Raw genomic sequence first — 21,373 nt, 5'->3', positions numbered from 1 at the left:
ATATTGTACATAGGCATTATAAGCTTTATATATCTTTACCAATAACAAATGGCTATAAGATGGTATAATAAATGATAATGTAGATTTGTAATCTTTATTTTTGGGTAACATAAGTAAAGTATAGAGTAATTATTCATTATAAATAATGGAGTGATAAAATGAAAGAAAATTTAACACTAAGAGCCTTCTCATTTATAGATAATATGCAACCCCAGTACGCAGCCCTTACAGGTACGGTGGTAAAGGGAGACGTTGCTTTAGCCGGCATGGCCCAGCTTTACATAGAATTAAAGCCCGGTAGTCACATATTAACTATATTGGATGCTGCCCTTAAAAGGTCCAATGTAAAACCTGGATTTCAATTTGTAGAAAGGGAATTTGGAATGATAGAGGTCCATTCAACAGATGTGGCGTCGGTTAAAGATGCTGGAAATGTTATACTTAATATGTGTGGTCTTACAGTGGAAGATAGGGTAAAACCTATTATTGTATCGGAACAGATTATACATAATATAGACCCCTATCAAGCTCAACTTATAAATAGATTTAGAAACGGGTCTTTATTAATTCCAGGGGAAAGCGTATTTAGTATGGAAGTAGAACCGGCAGCGTATATAACTAAGGCTGTAAATGAAGCGGAAAAACACGAGGATATTAAGGTAGTAGACTTTGAACCGTTAGGTAAGTATGGAAGACTTTATATATCAGGAAGGGAAGCAGAAATTATAGCTGCAAGGGAAGCTGCTATAAAGGCAATGGAAGATATGAAATAAAAAAGATCACTTTTATGTGATCTTTTTTTGTGGTAAAATAAGCCCTTTATTTATATTTAACAAATACCAATGAATTGTCTGTAAATTTTTAAAGACTTAATAAATAGGTATTTAGTAGGGGTATAGGTTATAGTTCTAACAAATAGATTAATAACTATTATTCTTTTATTCTACAACATTTGTTAATGTTCTACATATTAAAAAGCCTTAGAATATAGTTTAATATATATAGAAACAAGTTATATTAAAAACTTAAACTTTCCCAAACCCCTTTTTAACAATATATATAGATTCGAAAGAAAGCAGGTATCCCCCGTACCTGCTTTTTTGCTGTCCCAAAAACCTTACACCGAGGGACTATCCTAGGTTTTACATAGATAAAATCTATATAAATTTCACTATTATTAAAAGACTTTATAATTAAGAATTGGTAACATACTTTTACTAAAACTATGCTATAATTCCTGTAGTTGAAAAAATAAAGCAATGGAGGTAGTGGAATGAATAAAAAAACAATAAGTATTTTACTAATTTTAGTGTTGACAACTTCCCTAATATTTGTTGGTTGTGGAAGTAATGATTCATCAAATAATGAATCAAAGGAAACTTCAGCAACAGGAAGTAATGAAGAAGAAGCTAAAAAAGAAGATAGTAATAAAGATTCTAGTGAACCTAAGAAAGTTGAAGGGGGAAGAATGATATTTAGGGTTAGTTCTGACTCTAGAGTGATACATCCTCTATATGGAAATGATAGGACTACATTAACTTTAGTAAACCATATATTTTCACCACTATATTATTTAAAGGGTGACGACGTAGATTATTGGTTAGCGGAAGAGGTTAAACCATCTGATGATTATCTATCATATACTGTTAAATTGAGAAACAATTTAAAATGGCATGATGGAGAGAAAATAACTGCAGATGACTTAGTATTTACATTCAATACTATAATGGATAAAAATCAAGGTAGTCATTTGAGAGATGGTTTTATAACCTCAAAGGGTGAAATTAAATTAGAAAAAATCGATGATCTAACTGTTAAGTTTATATTACCAGAGGTTCAGGTTGGATTTTTAGATACAATAGGTGGAATAAGAATGTTCCCAGAACATGTATATGGTGGAATAGAAAATATTCAGGCAAATGATGTTAATAATAATCCCATTGGTTCGGGGCCATTTAAATTTAAAGAAAGAAAGCCAGGAGAAACTATAACGTTGGCTAAATTTAAAGACTTCTTTAAGGGATCTCCCCATTTAGATGAAGTTGTATATAGAATAATACCTGAGGCATCTTCAGCTGAAATAGCATTTAAAAATGGAGAAATAGATATTATGGGTATCCGAGCTGAAAATGTTGAAAAATTTGACCAAAAGGCAAATATACTAGCATTTGATGAAGATAGATTGGACTATATAATATTTAATCAAAATAATGAAGAACTTAAAAATAAAAAATTAAGAAAAGCAATATCCTATGCCCTTGATAGAGAGGAAATATTAAAGGCAACTTATATATCAACTGAATATGCAAAACCTGCCTATTCATTCTTTGCGGATAAGACCCTTTATAAGACCGATGATGTAGAAAAATATAAATATAATCCAGAAAAAGCTAAGGAGCTATTAAAAGAAAGTGGTCTTAAAGATGTTACATTAACTATGGCTTATATAGGTAAAGATGATGTTAGAGAACTATTAGTTCAACAATATCTAAAAGAAGTGGGAATAAATGTGGAACTTAAGGCAATGGATATGGCATCCTTCTATAATGCATTATTTGATACAGAGCATAATACTGAGTATGACATGGCATTTAATGGATACATATATGGTAAAGAGCCGTCATCATATGCCCAAGTATTTAAAACAGGTAGTATGAATAATGTGAATTCTTATAGTAATCCTGAAGTAGATAAGTTATGGGATGAGGCAGCAAAAGAGACAAACAAAGAGAAAAGAGAACAGTTATATAAGGATATACAACAAAAGATAATGGACGATGCTCCAATGTATTCAGTATCCTATGGTTATGCAATAGTTGCAGCTAATCCTAAGTTTAAAGGATTAGAAGAGGCAGAGCCTGCTCCTATTCATATGTTCAATGATTTATCTCAAATATATATGGTTGAATAATAAAAAATAAGACAGTTCTCTTAGAACTGTCTTATTAAATTAACGGGAAAGTTGGTGAAATATGACAAAATATATTTTAAAACGGATTATACAGGCAGCTATTATGTTACTTGTAATATCCATAATATCCTTTACCCTTATGCATATAGCACCGGGGGATCCATCGACTAGCTACATATCACCTAAGATGAATGCCAAGGAGATACAAGCAGTTAAGGAAAGACTAGGACTTAATGATCCCATACATATACAATATATCAAATGGATTAGAAAAGTATTAAAGGGAGATCTAGGGTACTCATTAATAGATTTTAGACCGGTAACAGAGGTTATAAAATCAAGAATACCGGCGACAGTAGGACTTATGGGAAGCTCCCTTTTAATATCCCTTTTTATATCAATTCCCCTAGGTTTATATACAGCAAAAAAGAAAGGAAAGCTTATAGATAATATAATAACAACAATATCTTATGTGGGAATATCTATACCTAGTTTTTGGTTTGGTATATTACTTATATATATATTTGCATATAAATTCGGAATGCTTCCAAGTGTTGGAATGAGAACCATAGGGATTGAGAATTCTGTACTAGATGTTATAAAACATGGTATCCTTCCCTGTACTGTATTAAGTTTTTCAAGTATATCGGTATATACCAGGTATGTTCGCTCTAGTACTATTGTACAACTTAATGAAAACTATGTCAGGACAGAGGAAGCCTATGGATTTTCAAAATATAAAATTATGTTTAAATATGTGTTAAAAAATGTGTTGCTTCCTATAATAACAATACTAGGTATGAGTTTACCCTCTATTGTAACGGGAGCTTTCGTAACGGAAACTGTATTTGGATGGCCAGGTATGGGGAGACTGGGAGTTGACTCCATATTTAATTACGATTATCCAGTTATAATGGCAACTACCATGCTAACGGCCCTATTACTTATAGTAGGGAATTTAATAGCAGATATATTGTATGGAATAGTTGACCCTAGAATTGGGAATATGAGGTGATGGCATGTATAGAAAACTAATAAGAGGACTTAAGGAACAAATATTTAACAACAAATTAGGAAAAGTAGCATTATTTATAATAATTTTATTTACACTTATATCCATATTGGCATTTTTATCACCCTATGAACCTAATAAAATAGATATGTCAAGTAGATTAAAGTCTCCAAATAAAACTAATATATTTGGTACTGATATAATGGGAAGAGACTATTTTACTAGAATATTATATGGGGGTAGAATATCCCTTAGTGTTGGTTTCTTATCAATGTTGATATCCACAACTATTGGCACTATAGTAGGTTCAATAAGTGGATATTTTGAAGGAAGATTAGATTCCTTTTTAATGAGGGGAGTTGATGTATTGATGTCAATACCCAGTTTTTTTATAATACTTGTTTTAAATGCCTATCTTAAGCCTAGTATTGGAATAATAGTTCTAATTATAGGTCTACTTGGTTGGATGGGAACGGCGAGATTAGTTAGGGCAGAAACATTAAGTATAAAAAGTAATGAATACGTATTGTATGCAAAAAGTTTAGGTGTCTCAAATTTAAAGATAATAAGAAAGCATATAATTCCCAATGTACTACCTACAGTTATTGTTGCTGCTACTTTAAGTATAGCTGGGGCAATACTTACTGAGTCGGCCCTTAGTTTTTTAGGAATGGGTGTACAAGCTCCCGATGCCTCTTGGGGTAGTATGTTAAGTAAATCCCAAGGGTATATGGATGAAGCACCATACTTGGGAATTTTTCCAGGGATGTTTATCTTACTAACAGTTCTTAGTTTTAATATATTAGGAGATACTATCAGAAATACCCTTGAATCAAGGGGGGACAACCGATGAAAGAAATATTAGAGGTTAGAAACTTAAAAACTTCATTTTATACCAAAACTGGGGAAGTACAAGCTGTTAGGGGAGTAGATTTTGCTGTTAAAAGAGGAGAAGTTTTAGGAATAGTAGGTGAATCGGGAAGTGGTAAAAGTGTTACTTCCATGTCAATAATGGGACTTATAAAGAAGCCAGGGGAAATTAAAGATGGAAAAATAATATTTAATGGTGAAAATATAATAGATTATCCCAAAAAGAAATTAAGGGATATAAGGGGTAATAAAATCGCAATGATATTTCAAGATCCTATGACATCTTTAAATCCAGTATATACAATTGGAGAACAGATGACTGATGTTTTAATAAAAAATAAGGGGTTAAATAAAAGAAAAGCCAGAGAAAAGGCTATAGAATTTTTAGATATAGTTGGTATACCATCTCCTAAGACTAGGATAGATAATTATCCCCATGAATTTAGTGGAGGTATGCGACAAAGAGCAATGATAGCCATGGCACTATCCTGTGAACCGGATTTATTAATAGCCGATGAACCTACAACAGCCCTTGATGTTACAATACAGGCTCAAATATTAGAACTTATGAAGGAACTAAAGGATAAAACCAAGACATCTATTATTATAATAACCCATGATCTAGGGGTTGTTGCAGAAACCTGTGATAGAGTTCTAGTTATGTATGGAGGTCTTGTTATGGAAGAGGGATCAGTTCGGGATATATTTTATAAACCTAACCATCCCTATACAAAAGGGCTTTTAGGCTCAATACCCAAATTAGGAGATGAAGACCGACTTATGCCTATAGATGGTTCTCCACCTAATTTATTAAATGCCCCTAAGGGATGCCCTTTTTATAGTAGATGTAAATATAGAAGGGAAATATGCAAAGATAAAAGACCTAAGGGATTTTTAATAGATGAAAAACATAAATCCATGTGTTGGTTAAATGGGAAGGATGGGATTTAGATGACTAGTCCTTTAATGGAAATACGAAATATAAAAAAATACTTTAAAGTTAAAAAAAGTTTTTTTAACGATAAGAACCAATATGTTAAAGCAGTTGACGATATTACCTTTGATATAAATAAAGGGGAAACCCTAGGTCTTGTTGGGGAATCGGGATGTGGAAAATCCACATTGGGAAGAACTGTAACTAGACTATATGACCCCACAGAGGGAAGTATAATATTTAATGGTAAGGATATATCATCTATAAACGATAAGGAATTAAAACCGTATAGAAAAGATATGCAAATAATATTTCAAGATCCCTTTGCATCATTAAATCCCTATATGACTGTAAAGGATATTATAAATGAACCCTTAGATAGTTATGGGGTTAGTAAAAAGGATAGAGAAGATATTATATTTAAGTTATTACAAAAGGTTGGATTAAATAAAGAAGACATATATAGGTATCCTCAAGAGTTTAGTGGAGGTCAAAGGCAAAGAATAGGAATAGCTAGGGCTTTATCTGTAAAACCTAAGTTTATATTATGTGACGAACCAACATCTGCCCTTGATGTATCTATACAAGCTCAAGTTATAAATATGCTAAAGGATTTACAACAGGAGTTTGGTTTAACTTATTTGTTTATATCCCATGATTTATCAATGGTAAGACATATATCCCATAGAATAGGGGTTATGTATTTAGGAAAATTAGTTGAGCTAACTAGAAGTGATAAGCTATATAAAAAGCCACTTCACCCTTATACAAAGGCATTATTGTCATCAATACCTATAGCAGACCCTGACTTGGCCCAAAGTAGAGATAGACAAATACTTAAAGGCGATGTACCAAGTCCTATAAATCCTCCTTTAGGCTGTAGGTTTAAAACTAGATGCAAATTTAGAATGGAAAAGTGTAACAACGTAGAGCCAGAGTTTAAAGAAGTGGAAGATGGCCATAGAGTGGCTTGTCACATTTACTGATAAAACCTGGGACAAAGGAACAGTATCTTTGTCCCAGGTTTTTTTATTGACAATGAAAAGAGTAAGTGATAATCTATACATAGGATTTCGAGGCATAGTATTACTAAGTATAGGAGGGGTACTATGAACAAAGAACTATTAAAGGGGAGTACTGAAACATTGATATTATCCCTTTTGTCCAATGAACCCATGTATGGATATGGTCTTATAAAAAAATTAAATGTTATATCCGATGGTGTTTTTAAATTAAAAGAAGGTACATTATACCCAATACTACATTCCTTAGAGAAGAAAAAATTAGTAGAAGCCTACTGGGAGAAAAAAGAAAATTCTAGAAAAAGAAAATATTATAAAATAACAAAAAAAGGGCAAAAAGAGCTTTCTAGCAAAGAAAAAGAGTGGAATACCTTTAGTAAAACTGTAAACAAAGTGCTAAGGGAGGGAATGTAAGATGGAATATAAAAAAATAGATGATTATCTAGGTAGAGTTTCAAACTATATAAAAGATCAAGAGGTTGTTAATAATACTAAAGAAGAGTTAAAAGATCATATATTAGCCATATCGGAAGACTATATTGATATGGGGTATAGTGAAAATGAAGCGGTAGATAAGTCAATAGATCAAATGGGAAATGCAAAAGTGGTAGGAAGGGAACTAAATAGTATACATAGTGACCACAAAAATTACTTTATGATAACTATTTATGCCATAACTATAATAGCTACAATTATATCTGTTTTTTATTCTCTAAATGGAGAAATATCAATACTTGAGTTAATCAGTATTTTATTGATTACGTTATCTATATCAATTATGGCTATTCCAATTATTAAAAACCATATTAAATTCAAAGGGAAAAACAATATAATATATCATATAAGAAAAGTAAAGGCAGTATCATCCTATCAAAGTTTAGCTAGATGGATATTTGGATTTTATATAATACTTCTTTTATTTATATTAATATCAGAGATTATATCTAAAGAGTTTGAATTTAATGTTATGATTCCCTTATGGCAGTTTATATCAATTTATGCCACAACCGAATATACTTATACAAGGTCAACCCCAATATATGAAGATGGAATTTTTGCATTTAATAGATTTATAAAATGGGAGGATGTGAAATCATATAGATGGATAAAATCCCATAGAAAAAATGGAATAGTTTATGAGATTAGACTTGAATTAAATAACATTATGAATGGACCTATGTTTAAAGTGGATAAAGGTCAAATGAAGGATATAGAAAATATATTAAGTAAAAAAGGAATAAATAATAGATAAAACCTAAGACAAAGGGACTGGCCCTTTGTCCCAGGTTTTTTAACTTCCTGAGATATCTATGTCAAATAGCTGTATTGTTTTTGGACCTATAAAGTTATTATCTTGGTTAATCTCCTTGGATAGATACATATTCTTTTGAACTTCTTTTATGTTACCGGAGATTGAACCGCTGGATACTGGAATTGTTTTTTCACCATCAAAATATCTTCCAAGTCTTATTTCTCCTGCAAAATCCCCTGTTATTGGATTAACTTGAAAATCAGAAAAAGCAAGTAATTCTAAATAAGGTTCTTTCTTAAAGTCTTCTACTGATTTGCTTCCACCCTCTACAACTATATTTTCAATATCACCTGTAGGTTCTATATCTAAATAACTACTGAATCTAGTATTACCCCAGTAGGACTTTAGTATTCCATCCTTTATTATTGTAACTTCTTTAAGGGGTAAACCATCATTATCATAGGGCTTGGACTTTGAAGAGTTATTCATAACAGGATCCAGTTTTATTGTAACTAAATCCCCGTTAATACTATCTCCTTGGATACTCTCATTAAGTTTTTCTGTTGATATTTGTTCATATATGGCCCTGGTATTAGCCCTTTGGTAATAATAGTTAAAAAATTCTTTAACAGGTTCTCCTGTTAATAGGATTGTTTGTTTTTCAAGGTTTGGAGTATTAGTCGCCATTGCTTTTTCCTTTGACATATTAAGCATGTGATTTACTTCCTCACTTAAATAATCAGGATTATAATCAGAGAATTTAATATCTCTATATAGTTCGATTTCTTCCCCATCTTCAGTCCAATTTGTAATAAACTCCAATTGTCCCTCATAACCTTCATAGGAAACATCTACTCCTTCAGAGTTAACTATCCTTGTTGATACATCATTTATAAATAATTCCGATGAATTAATACTTCCCTTTTCTAATGTATCGTATTTAAAGATACCGTCTACTAGTCCATTTACCCACTCTGATATGGGCCTAGATGTACTATTCATATTTTTAACATCCATATCAACAGGCTTTACTAAAGGATAATATTCATTCTTAACAAAGGTTGCTGCAAAGGCCGCATCTTCTAACTTTTCTTTTATTTCCGTATCATCCATAGTAGGTGATATATTTGTTGATGATGAGCCTTTATATTTTGTATTATCTTCTACAAAATCTTTATAGACAAAGACCTTTATATGATGTACATCTTTTCCCCTATTCATATCAAGTTCTTTTTTTACAAAGAATAGTTCAGTAGATTTAGTTTTAGTCTCTATTATTTTCCAACCATCTACATCAATGGTTGATAGTATATTTTTAATATTATCTATCATTAACCTAACCTCCCCCTAGCTTTAATATAGGAGCCTCCATTAGAGTTTTTAACCCATTCCTTGTGACCCTTTCCACACATACCAGAACCGAAGAGTTTAAAATCTTCTTCCTTTGAAATCATGGATATAGACTTTAATAGATCGGGAACATATCCTGTCATTATAACAGGGCTTATAATATTTCCAGTTAATTTTCCATCTATTATTTCTTTACCCTGGAGGATCATACATTGTATACCCCAGTTTTTAGGGTCTTCCATACCGCTCATTAATCCTTCAAGTAAATAACCCTTATCTATTGATGCTATTATATCCTCTAAGTCATCATTTCCAGGGGAAATAAAGGTATTGGTCATACGGGCATAGGCCTTTCTTTCAAAGGACTCCCTTTTTCCATTTCCTGTTGGCTTGGTACCAAGCCTTTGGGCAGATAATAAATCTGATATACCGGTTTTAAGGATTCCATTATCTATAATAACTGTATCTGTACCCATAGTTCCCTCGTCATCAAAAAGGTGAGATCCTACTTGTTTAGCCGCTTTAGCTCCATCGTGCATAACTACTAAATCAGAAGCAACAGCCTTATCTAGATACTCAACAGCCTTTGCCCTATTTTTAACAAACATATCCATTTCAACACCGTGACCGAAGGCCTCATGGGCTATAAGTCCAGTAATATCAGGAGCACAAATTATATCATATTCCCCTGGTTTAACCTTCTTAGCATCCAATAGATTAACAGCAGTTTCTATTGCTTGTTCATATCCACTTTCCATTTCATCTAATATTTCAGCTCCTTTAAGTCCTGAGAAACCTTCAAAATTATATTTAGTATTATTGTCCCTTCGAACTATAGGAGCAAGGTATCCTTCAGAAGCTATGTATGTTTGTTCTAGATCTTTTTTAGTTGATACAAAAACCTTAGATATATGAATTTCATTATAGCCAACCCTAAAATCAATAAGATGTTCTGAAGAAGATAGAGCTTTATTCATAATGTTTGTCATCCTATCTATCTTTTCCCTATCAGTTACTTCACTAGGAAGAATTTCTACATCTCCATGAAAAGATTTTTCTATTTTCTCTTCCTCTATAATAGGATAGGAGCTAATTTTGATATTAGAGTTTTTTAGTCTTTCTAAGTCACCATTAATTTTGTTTTTTACATTTTCAATGAGACTGTCTATATTATCAATTTTATTAAAGGAAAACTCTGAGTAGTTAATACCATTATGAACTCTTAAAACAAACCCCCGTTCCGTCAAGTGGGAATCCCCGATATCGATCCCTGTTCTTGTTACACTGAAACTTTTACCTGATATGTCGGTACCTAACACTGAAACATAATTATAATCTTCTGACAATTTAGAAATCAGTTCTTTTAATATGTCTTTAGTATTAAATAAATATTTTGACATTTCAACTTTCACAACTACACCCCCTTATAATTATCCAACTATACTTTATCAATTATATTTTATAAAATCAAGAATATTACGAAAATTTAAAGTTACAACAAAGGAACCTTTGTTTTGTGTAGAGAGCAAGAATTTAATAAAAAAGAAACTCTCTTTGGAGTTTCTTTTTTATTACTTTGTCAATAATTTTAATAAATCCTATTTGGAGTTTCTTTAAGCTACTTTCTTACTGATATTTTTTTCTACATTAGGTTTTTCCTCTTTAAGGCATATATTCAGTATAAGGGCAACTATAGTACCTGTACTTATTCCCGATGAGAATAACATCTTTAACCAATTTGGTAGATTAGCGATAAAGTCAGGTCTTACAGTTATACCTAATCCTAAGCCAACTGATACCGCTATAATAAGAAGGTTACGGTTATTTAACTTAACCCTACTTAATGTTTTTATACCAGAAGACGCAACCATACCAAACATAACAATACCTGCACCACCTAAAACGGGGTCTGGCATTATGGCAATTAATGCACCTACCTTAGGGAATATACCTAAAAGCATTAATATTATACCGGATATAATAACAACAAATCTACTTGCAACCTTTGTCATTGGAATAAGCCCTACGTTCTGACTAAAGGATGTATTAGGACCAGCACCAAAGAAACCTGCTATAAAACTACCTACACCATCGGCTAAAAGTCCAGAACCTAGCTCATCACTGGATAAACTTTTATTTGAAGCTTCTCCAACTGCCATCAAACAACCTATTGTTTCAATTGATGTAACTAAATATGCAGCTAAAAATGGTACAACCGCCGCTAATTTAAAATCAACACCAAACTTAAATATTTGAGGTAGAGCAACCCACTGGGCATCATTAACAGCTGTGAAATCAAGCAATCCTAAAGGATAACTTATTATATATCCTACTATTATACCTATAAGAATAGATGCACTACTGAATATTCCTTTACCATACCTATTTAATACAATAACTATAGCCATAACTATCATAGATAAAGTTACATTAGTTAGACTTCCATAATCGGCAGCACCTGCTCCTCCAGCGGCCCAATCTATGGAGACTGGAAGCAAGGTCAGACCTATAAGGGTAACAACTGTACCGGTAACAACCGGTGGGAAAAATCTCATTAGTGGTTTTATAAATCTACTTAATATAATTTCTGTAAAGGATCCTAAAATTGTTGCACCAAATATTCCCGGAAGTCCCATACCCATAGTTTGTCCAACTGCAATTGATGGACCAACAAATGTAAAGTCAGTACCCATAATACAGGGAACTCGAGCACCTATAGGTCCTATGCCTTTAGCTTGTATAAAGGTAGCTATACCTGCCACGAAAATTGACGCACTAACTAAAAAAGCAGCATCGGATACAGAGAGTCCTAAAGCACTACCTATAACTAAAGGAACTGCAACTATACCTCCAAAGGCAGCTATGATATGTTGAAATCCTAATAATATTGCCACAGGAATAGGAGGTTTATCATTGATTTCATACAACATATCTATTCCTGAGTCCTTACTATCTACTGGTTTATCACTATCCATTATATTCCTCCTTAGATTTAAATAAAAATGTTAAAATTATGACGAAAACAACTAAAAAAACAGGAAAAAGTTTTCCTGAAAGTGAATCAGATCTGATTTTAAAGATAAGTGTATATTACAAAAATATATAAATCAACATATGAAAACGTTAACACAACTATATTTGTAATATATAACAAAAGTATTAAAAAAATAATATATGTAATTAGTATATATTGCATATGTAGAACTCCATTAAATTAGGCTATTAAAAAATAAGATTAATTTATAGAATACAAAAATATGTAAGGTCATTAATACATAATAATTCCCTTTAAATAGGTAATATGCAGTGATTATTAAAGATATTGTAAAAAGACAATAAAATATAAAGAAAATAAGAAAAATTGAAAAGAATATATACTATTTTATAAAAAGTATACAATAAATAATGGAAACAACTAACTGGTATAACATAGTTTAAAGTAAAAAGATTTTAATAATAAAATTCTTTTAGATATTTTGCCTCTGAACCATGAACAAAATAAAAGGGCCCTTGGCCCTTTTATTCAATCCTACGCTACCTTATTTTTAATATACTCCTCAAGGGCCTTTGCCAATTGGTCTGGACAAGATGTACTTTTAGGTCCACATTTTATACCTTTAAGTTTATTTATTGCATCATTTATATCCATGCCCTCTACTAGACTGGCTATTCCCTCTAGATTTCCAGGACACCCACCAAAAAAACTCACATTATAAACCTTATTATCCTCAATATCAAAGGAAATTTGTTTTGTACATACTCCCATTGTAGTATATGTATTCATTTTATGTCCCCTTTCTAATATGTCATTATCACTTTATATCACCTAGTATATTTTAGCCATAGTAATAGCTAATGTCAAATTTCATAAATATAAACTTTTTTCATAAAAATGATGAAATCTATTATCTGATATAATATAATAGATAATATAGATAAATTTTATAAAAAATAAGGAGGAATTTTATGCATGATGATATTGGGAAAAAAATTAAGGAGCTGAGGAAAGGTAAAGATATGACCCTTAAAGACTTAAGTGATAAAACAGATTTATCAACCGGTTTTTTATCTCAACTTGAAAGGGGTCTTACAACTATAGCAATAGATTCTTTACAAAAGATAGCAGATGTTTTTGAAATAGATTTAGGTTACTTCTTCGTAGTTCCCAAGAATAAACAGGATGATATTGTTAGACATCATGAGAAGGAAATATTTAAAATAGATAATTCAAAATTTATTCATTATCAACTATCAAATAGTCTAATGGATAAAGATATGTTTCCAAGACTTATAGAAGTACTTCCCAGTAGCGATGACGAGGATGTGGAAGGATATAGTCATGAAGGTGAAGAGTTTATATATATATTAGAAGGGATACTAACCCTGTATGTTGGAGATAAAAGATATGATTTATATCCAGGTGATAGTGCCCATATTAGTTCAAATGTAAGTCATAATTGGTCTAACTACACAAATAAAATAGTGAGATTACTTGCTGTTAACACTCCAAATAAATTCAAAGAAAAATAGTGACTTTAAAGGAGGATTTATGAAAAGAGATCATAAGAGTTTATATGCAGATTTATCATTACTTTTAGTAGCTATCATATGGGGAAGTGGCTTTGTAGCCACAAAGATAGCATCAAATTCCATTACCGCTTTGTATATGAATGCCTTTAGATTTTCCATAGCTTCCATACTTATGGTTATAGTGTTTTTTAAGAGATTAAAGAAAGCAAATAAAAATGATGTGGTGGCTGGAGCTATAATAGGTTTTTTCCTATTTTCAGCCTTTGCTGCCCAAACCATGGGGATATATTATACAACCCCATCTAAACAGGCATTCTTAACAGGGACTAATGTTGTTATGGTTCCATTTTTATATTGGATTGTGGAAGGAGAAAAACCAGACAGATATAACTTTATTGCAGCTTTTCTAGCGGTTATAGGAATAGGACTACTTACTTTAAATAAAGGGATAGATATAAATAAAGGGGATAGTCTTACCCTACTATGTGCCCTATTGTTTGCATGTCATATAGTTTCCATAGGATTATTTGCTAAAAAGCATGACCCAGTGATCCTTACAGTTATACAGTTTATAACGGCAGCAGTACTGTCCATAGTACTATCATTTATATTTGAACCTATACCAAATAGTGTAACTACTAAAGGTATTATGGCAATATTGTATTTGGGGGTATTTAGTACACTGGTTGCATTTTTAATTCAAACTGTTGCTCAGAAATATACAACATCAACCCATACTGCAATAATATTATGTCTTGAAGCAGTATTTGGAAGCTTATTATCAGTTATAATCTTAGGAGACCCCTTTACTGTGCAAATGATTATAGGCTCTGTTGTGGTTTTTATATCCATAATAACAGCAGAAACAAAATGGAAGTTTATAAGGGGAAATAGAAAAGGTGAAATAAATAATTCTTAACTAAGCAAAGGGGGATGTCATAATGAAAAAAAAGGATTGGGAAAATCTAAATATAATACATAAAAACAGGTTAGATAGTAGAGCTTACTTTATATCTTATAACAATATAGAAGATGCCCTTAGCTACGAAAGGGGAGTTAATGATAGATTTAAATTGTTAAATGGTGACTGGAAATTCCTTTTTACAGATCATCCTGATAAACTACCGAAGGAATTTTATAAAAGGGATTTTGCTGATAAAGACTGGGACACTATACCAGTTCCAAGTAACTGGCAATTGGAAGGCTATGGGGATATGCATTATACAGATCTCTTATATCCCTTCCCAATAAATCCACCCCATGTACCTAAAAACAATCCCACAGGTTGTTATAGAACATCATTTTATATAGACCACTCCTGGGATGATAAACAGAGTATATTAAGATTTGAAGGGGTAGATAGCGCATTTTATCTATGGGTAAATGGAAATTTTGTTGGCTATAGTAAAGGCAGTAAGCTCCCCAGTGAATTTGATATATCAAAGTATATAAACTTGGGTAAAAACTCTGTTACAGTAAAGGTTCTTAAGTGGAGCGATGGAAGTTATTTAGAGGATCAGGACATGTGGTATTTAAGTGGTATATTTAGAGATGTATCATTATTTAAAAGGGATAAAGGACATATAAATGATATCCATATAAAAACCACATTGGATGATAACTATATAAATGGAAATATAAATATAAAAACTACAATAGAAAATCTGTATAATGATAGTAAAAAATATAAGCTAAAATATAGATTATTTGATAAAAGCAATAAATTAATAATAGAAGAAACTTCAGAAGCAATAATGGTTTCTAATAATAAATCAAAGACTGTAGATCATAACATAAAAATAGACAACCCTAAACTATGGTCAGCAGAGGATCCTTATCTTTATAACTTAGTTGTAACATTAATAGATAATGAAGAAATAGAGCATATAAGCCAAAGAGTTGGAGTAAGACAAATAGAAATAAAGGGTGAAAATCTACTTTTAAATGGTAAAAAAATAATGTTACACGGAGTTAATCGCCACGACTTCCATCCTGAACTCGGTAGATATGTACCCTATGACACCATGGTAAAAGATGTGGAGATGATGAAAAGTTTTAATATAAATGCAGTAAGGACATCCCATTATCCCAACGATCCCAGGTTTTATGATCTATGTGATCAGTATGGTTTATATGTTATAGATGAAACTGATTTAGAATGTCATGGTTTTGAGGAAATAGGGAACTTAAGCTTAATAAGTGATGACCCAGATTGGGAAGGGGTTTATGTGGATAGAATGGAGAGGATGGTAAATAGGGATAAAAACCATCCATCTATAATAATGTGGTCCCTAGGTAATGAGTCAGGATTTGGTTGTAATCAAAAAGCCATGGCTAAGAAAACTAGAGAAATAGATGATACAAGACCTATTCATTATGAAGGGGATGTAAAGTGTGAAGTAAGTGATGTATATAGTACCATGTATTCATCCTTTGAAAAGTTAGAAAAGATAGGCAAAGAAGAGGGAAAACCCCATATACATTGTGAATATGGTCATGCTATGGGAAACGGTCCCGGTGGTCTTAAGGAGTATGAAGAAATCTATGAAAAATATAATAGGCTCCACGGAGGATTTATATGGGAATGGATAGACCATGGTATTAAAACAGCAGATGAAAATGGAAAAGTATATTATAAATATGGAGGGGACTATGGAGATAAGCCAAATAATAGTAACTTTGTTATAGATGGTCTTGTAATGCCCGATAGAACTCCAAGCCCCAGTTTATACGAATATAAAAAAATAATTGAACCAATTAAAATTAAAGCTATAGACTTAACTAAAGGACTAGTAAATATAAAAAACAACTATAGTTTTATAGATCTTGGTCATTTAGATATGGTATATAGTATAAAATCTGATGGCAAGATATTAGAGTCTGGAAAAGTTGATTTTGGTCATATTAATCCTGGAGCAGATAAAGATATAAATATAGATATAGATTTAAATAACTATAATGAAGATACAGACTATTATATGGAGATAAAGTTTGTATTGAATAGGGATAAAAGTTATGCCAGTGCTGGACATATAGTTAGTATAGAAAATTTCCTATTACCCATTGGAAACAAATCATTTGGAAATAGTCTTAAGGGGGAGACATTAAGAATAACAGAAGAAGACAATATACTAAAAATAGATGGAAGTGACTTTAATATAGAGTTTGATTTACTATATGGTAAATTTAAAAGTTTTATATACAATGGTAGAAGTCTACTGGTTGATGGATTAACATTAAACTTTTGGAGAGCCACCATAGATAATGATATGTACCTAGTTAAAGAGTGGAAGAAACAATTTATCCATCTTATGAAATCCTATGTAATGGATAGTAACTATACAGTAGAAGATGATAAATGTATTATAAATATAAAAGGGATATCGGCACCACCTAATAGGGACTTTGGTTATAATAGTGATATAACCTATACTATATATGGAAATGGAGTAGTGGATATAGGTACTAAGCTAAAACCCTTTGGAAAAAGGCCTGAAGCTATGCCTAGGTTAGGTTATAACTTTAAAGTAAAGGAAAGCATAAATAACTTCCATTGGCATGGAAGAAGTGGACAGTCATATGTAGACAGCAAAGAGTCAAATCCAATGGGAACATATAAGGCTACAGTTGATGATTTATTTGTAGATTATGTATATCCTCAAGAAAATGGTAATCACACCGATACAAGATGGTTAGCCATTAGTGATATAAGGGGTGTGGGCCTATTTATAACAGGGGAAAGTTTTGACTTTAGTGGACACTATTATACTACAGAGGATTTAGAAAATGCAAAGCACACAAATGAGCTAATGAAAAGGGACTTTATATCTGTAAATATAGATTATGGTCAAAATGGATTGGGTAGCAACAGTTGTGGTCCTAGGGCCCTTGACAGACATACTTTAAAACCAAAGGATATAGAGTTTAATATTAAAATAAAGGCATTTGATAAAAATCAATTATCTCCTAAGGCTTTATATAGGAGGGTTAGAAATGTTTGATATAAAAAAAATTCCCTTTAGTAGATATGGTTCGTATATTGCCATATCTACATTATGGGATAGTGATGATTTGTATATAAGAACCGTTAGAGGTGGAGATATAAATACAAACAATGGTAAAGTATTTAAGATAGAAACAGTAGATAATAATGGGGATAATGTTCCCTATGAAGTGGACATGAAGGAACATGTATTAACATTAAGCTGTGATAATGGATATGTTAAATTTTGTATAGATAATGTCAATAATCTTAGGGTATATGGTAAAGGGATAGGGCTTAAACTAACAATGGAATGTGGTTACTATGATAATTGTATAAATATAGGAAATGATAAATATAAGATTAATAGTGCCACAAATGATATTAAATATCTCATTACTAATAAACATGGCAGTATAGAGGTTAAAGCCCCTTGGAATATTCAAAGAAGTGAATATATAGAATTTATATTTACTCCTAAGGAATATTTTTATGGAATAATAGAAGAATTTAAGACAGTGCCAAGATATGAAGATTATGATTCATCCTTTCTAGTATGTGAAGAGAGGGTTAGAAAAAGTTATAAAAATTGGCTTGACAATGTACTAGATGTTTCCCATAAGTATAAGAGGGGAAAGGAATTGGCAAGCTATATAACATGGTCATGTGTTGTTAATAAAGATAATAACCTAACCAGAGATGCTATGTATATGTCAAAAAATTGGATGACCAATATATGGAGCTGGGATAATTGCTTTAATGCAATGGCCCTTATAAAAAACAATCCTAAATTAGCATATGACCAGTTAATGATATTTTTTGATATGCAAGATGACAGTGGATTATTACCTGACTTTGCCAACGATAAATACAGTTCCTTCAGTTTTACAAAACCACCAATACATGGCTGGACAATAGATTATATGATAAAGGAAAATCCAAAGTTCTTTAATAACAATAGATTAAAGGAACTATATCGTCCCCTTAAAAAGTGGACAGATTATTGGTTTAAATATACAGACTATGATTATAATAATATTCCATCCTATGATCATGGTAATGATGCAGGGTGGGATAATAGTACCATATTTGACAATGGTAGCCCAGTAAAAAGTCCAGACTTATTATCATTTTTAATACTTAATATGAAAACCTTATCCCATATGGCAGGGGAGATAGGATTGAAAAGCGAAGCAAATTACTATGAAAAAGCCATGAAACATTATATAAATCTTCTTATAGAGTATTTTTATATAGATAATAATTTTGTTCCAAAGGATTTAAATGATAACATTAAATATGATGGAGATAGTCTTATAATGTGTGTACCAATAATCTTAGGACAATTATTACCTAAAGAAATAACAAATAAGATAGCAGATGATATAGAGGATAGATTTTTAACAGAGCATGGACTATCAACAGAGAGTATATATAGTAAATACTATAGGGATGATGGCTATTGGAGAGGTCCCATATGGGCACCATCGACAATAATCATTGTCGATGGTTTAGAAAGGTCAGGTCATGGGAAACTAGCAAGAGAGATATCCCATAGATTTTTAAATATGGTAAATAAAAATGGTATGGCAGAAAACTTTAATGCCAAAACCGGTGAAGGCCTAAGGGACAAAGCATTTACATGGACATCAAGTGTATTTTTAATACTTGGTAATAAATATAAATAATTTTTAACTAATAAAGAAGGGGGCAAAATAATGGATATTAAAGAAAGGGTTAAAAAATTAAGAAACCTTATGGAAGAAAGAGGGATCGATGCTTATATAATTCCAAGTTCAGATCCCCATCAGAGTGAATATGTTGCAGATAGATGGAGGGGTAGAGCTTGGATATCAGGTTTTACAGGTTCTGCTGGAACAGTTGTTATAACTAAAGATGATGGTGGTTTATGGACAGATGGAAGATACTTTATCCAAGCTGAAGACCAACTTAAAGGTTCTGGAATAAGACTATTTAAGATGAGGGAGCCAAAGGTTCCAACAATAACCGAATATTTAGTTGATACACTAAAGAGTGGTGAAACTGTTGGATTTGATGGAAAGTTATTTTCAGTTACTAGAGTAAACAATATGAAAAAAGAATTTGATAAAAATGGTATAGATATAAATAGTGATTATGATTTAGTTGATGAAATATGGCAAGATAGACCAGAGATACCAAAGGACAAAGTATTTATCCATGACGTAAAATATGCAGGAAAGTCAAGAGCAGAAAAATTAAAAGAAGTAAGGAATGAAATGAAAAAGAAAAAAGCTAAAAATTATCTAATAAGTAGCTTAGATGATATAGCTTGGTTATTTAATCTTAGGGGTAATGATGTAAACAATAGTCCAGTATTTATATCCTATGCCTTAGTAACTGAGACCAGAGCATATATATTTATGGATACTAATAAGGTATCTGAAGATATAAAAGAAGAGTTATTAAAAGATGATATAAAGGTAAAAGAATACTCTGAACTTAAAAATAGTTTAAAGAAAATAACCGATAGTATATTATTTGATCCCCTTAGAACAAATTACTATATGTATAAGCAAATACCTTTTAATAGGGATAAAATAAAAGATTCAGAAGTAACTACCAAGTTAAAGGCAGTAAAAAATGATACAGAAATTGAAAACTTAAGAAACTGTCATTTAAAAGATGGTGTTGCAATAGTTAAGTTTATACATTGGCTAAAAAACAATGTTAAAGATGGAAATATAACAGAAATATCAGCTGATGAGAAGTTAACTGAATTTAGAAGTAAACAAAAAGATTTTATATCTCCAAGTTTTGATACAATAGCAGCTTATAAAGAACATGCTGCCATGATGCACTATAAAGCAACTAAGGAAGGTCAGTATACCCTTAAAGATGAAGCTATGTTCTTAATAGACTCCGGTGGACAATATTTAGATGGAACAACGGATATAACAAGAACAATAGTACTGGGGGATATAACCGATGAAATGAAAAGGGACTTTACCCTTACATTAAAGGGACATATAAACCTAACCATAGCTAAGTTTCTATATGGTGCCACAGGTTCTAATCTAGATATTTTAGCTAGAAAACCTCTTTGGGAATATGGAATAGATTATAAATGTGGTACAGGACATGGAGTAGGATTCTTATTAAATGTCCACGAAGGGCCTCAAAACTTTAGTCAAGTACCAAATAAGGTTAAACTGGAAAAGGGTATGATCCTTACCAATGAACCAGGGGTATATAAAAAAGATAAACATGGAATTAGACTTGAAAATACATTACTGGTTGTGGAAGATGAAAAAACTGAGTTTGGACAATTTATGAAGTTTGATACAATATCCTATTGCCCATTGGACTTAGATGGTGTGGATGTTAATCTACTTACAGAGGAAGAAAGAGACTGGTTAAACAGTTATCATAAAGAGGTATATGATAAACTATCACCATTCTTAACGGAAGAAGAAAAAGCTTGGCTTAAAGAGGAAACAAGAGCTATATAAGTTACAAATAGAAAAAGGT

Annotated in this window: 17 protein-coding genes; 13 read left to right on the top strand and 4 right to left on the bottom strand. The window is 31.6% G+C overall.

Annotation, left to right across the window (positions count from 1 at the left end):
- Nucleotides 1-158: 158 nt before the first annotated feature.
- The 8 genes from V6137_RS05585 (at nucleotide 159) to V6137_RS05550 (ending at nucleotide 8,001) form a co-directional block, all read left to right on the top strand.
- Nucleotides 159-773 (top strand): hypothetical protein, encoded by a 615-nt coding sequence (locus V6137_RS05585; protein ID WP_425446904.1) that lies wholly within the window; start codon nucleotides 159-161, stop codon nucleotides 771-773.
- Nucleotides 774-1,273: 500 nt separating this feature from the next.
- Entirely contained in the window at nucleotides 1,274-2,911 is a 1,638-nt protein-coding gene (locus V6137_RS05580; RefSeq protein ID WP_425446903.1) for an ABC transporter substrate-binding protein, read from the top strand.
- Nucleotides 2,912-2,972: 61 nt separating this feature from the next.
- Complete coding sequence (locus tag V6137_RS05575; RefSeq protein ID WP_425446902.1) at nucleotides 2,973-3,926, top strand: ABC transporter permease; 954 nt, start codon at nucleotides 2,973-2,975, stop codon at nucleotides 3,924-3,926.
- Between the two features lie 4 nt (nucleotides 3,927-3,930).
- On the top strand, nucleotides 3,931-4,776 hold the full coding sequence (locus tag V6137_RS05570) for an ABC transporter permease (RefSeq protein WP_425446901.1): 846 nt from the start codon (nucleotides 3,931-3,933) through the stop codon (nucleotides 4,774-4,776).
- Complete coding sequence (locus V6137_RS05565) at nucleotides 4,773-5,744, top strand: ABC transporter ATP-binding protein (protein ID WP_425446900.1); 972 nt, start codon at nucleotides 4,773-4,775, stop codon at nucleotides 5,742-5,744. Before V6137_RS05570 ends, V6137_RS05565 begins: the two co-directional genes overlap by 4 nt.
- Nucleotides 5,745-6,713, top strand: a complete 969-nt coding sequence (locus V6137_RS05560; protein ID WP_425446899.1) for an ABC transporter ATP-binding protein — start codon at nucleotides 5,745-5,747, stop codon at nucleotides 6,711-6,713. It abuts the gene before it with no gap.
- A gap of 123 nt (nucleotides 6,714-6,836) precedes the next feature.
- Entirely contained in the window at nucleotides 6,837-7,163 is a 327-nt protein-coding gene (locus V6137_RS05555; protein ID WP_425446898.1) for a PadR family transcriptional regulator, read from the top strand.
- Nucleotide 7,164: 1 nt separating this feature from the next.
- A complete protein-coding gene (locus tag V6137_RS05550; protein WP_425446897.1) occupies nucleotides 7,165-8,001 on the top strand; it encodes a permease prefix domain 1-containing protein in 837 nt (278 codons plus the stop codon).
- Between the two features lie 39 nt (nucleotides 8,002-8,040).
- Here the strand turns inward: V6137_RS05550 and V6137_RS05545 are convergent, their stop codons facing one another.
- From V6137_RS05545 to V6137_RS05530, 4 genes are all read right to left on the bottom strand, one after another.
- Complete coding sequence (locus V6137_RS05545) at nucleotides 8,041-9,333, bottom strand: metallopeptidase TldD-related protein (protein ID WP_425446896.1); 1,293 nt, start codon at nucleotides 9,331-9,333, stop codon at nucleotides 8,041-8,043.
- Nucleotides 9,333-10,763: a TldD/PmbA family protein gene (locus V6137_RS05540; RefSeq protein WP_425446895.1), complete on the bottom strand. Its 1,431-nt coding sequence runs from the start codon at nucleotides 10,761-10,763 to the stop codon at nucleotides 9,333-9,335. Before V6137_RS05540 ends, V6137_RS05545 begins: the two co-directional genes overlap by 1 nt.
- Before the next feature lie 201 nt (nucleotides 10,764-10,964).
- Nucleotides 10,965-12,326 carry a uracil-xanthine permease family protein gene (locus V6137_RS05535; protein WP_425446894.1) on the bottom strand — a complete coding sequence of 454 codons (1,362 nt, stop codon included), beginning with the start codon at nucleotides 12,324-12,326 and terminating at the stop codon, nucleotides 10,965-10,967.
- A 554-nt stretch (nucleotides 12,327-12,880) separates the two neighbouring features.
- A complete protein-coding gene (locus V6137_RS05530) occupies nucleotides 12,881-13,135 on the bottom strand; it encodes a TIGR03905 family TSCPD domain-containing protein (protein ID WP_425446893.1) in 255 nt (84 codons plus the stop codon).
- 182 nt (nucleotides 13,136-13,317) lie between these two features.
- On the opposite strand from V6137_RS05530, the gene V6137_RS05525 reads away from it, so the two are divergent.
- Genes V6137_RS05525 through V6137_RS05505 form a run of 5 tightly spaced genes read left to right on the top strand, consistent with a single transcriptional unit; the run spans nucleotide 13,318 to nucleotide 21,354 of the window.
- The gene (locus tag V6137_RS05525; protein ID WP_425446892.1) at nucleotides 13,318-13,881 is read left to right on the top strand and encodes a helix-turn-helix domain-containing protein; all 564 of its coding nucleotides are present in this window, start codon (nucleotides 13,318-13,320) and stop codon (nucleotides 13,879-13,881) included.
- Nucleotides 13,882-13,900: 19 nt separating this feature from the next.
- Entirely contained in the window at nucleotides 13,901-14,800 is a 900-nt protein-coding gene (locus V6137_RS05520; protein ID WP_425446891.1) for a DMT family transporter, read from the top strand.
- A gap of 22 nt (nucleotides 14,801-14,822) precedes the next feature.
- Nucleotides 14,823-17,882 carry a beta-galactosidase subunit alpha gene (gene ebgA / locus V6137_RS05515; protein ID WP_425446890.1) on the top strand — a complete coding sequence of 1,020 codons (3,060 nt, stop codon included), beginning with the start codon at nucleotides 14,823-14,825 and terminating at the stop codon, nucleotides 17,880-17,882.
- Nucleotides 17,875-19,551: an amylo-alpha-1,6-glucosidase gene (locus V6137_RS05510; RefSeq protein WP_425446889.1), complete on the top strand. Its 1,677-nt coding sequence runs from the start codon at nucleotides 17,875-17,877 to the stop codon at nucleotides 19,549-19,551. The genes ebgA and V6137_RS05510 overlap by 8 nt, the downstream gene beginning before the upstream one ends.
- Nucleotides 19,552-19,581: 30 nt before the next feature.
- Complete coding sequence (locus V6137_RS05505) at nucleotides 19,582-21,354, top strand: aminopeptidase P family protein (protein WP_425446888.1); 1,773 nt, start codon at nucleotides 19,582-19,584, stop codon at nucleotides 21,352-21,354.
- Nucleotides 21,355-21,373 lie beyond the last annotated feature (19 nt).

Source organism: Dethiothermospora halolimnae, assembly GCF_037577855.1.
In the GTDB taxonomy this organism is placed as follows: domain Bacteria; phylum Bacillota; class Clostridia; order Tissierellales; family VENL01; genus Dethiothermospora; species Dethiothermospora halolimnae.
The sequence above is the reverse complement of the archived record's forward strand: the minus strand, read 5'-3'. Positions and strand labels throughout refer to the sequence as shown.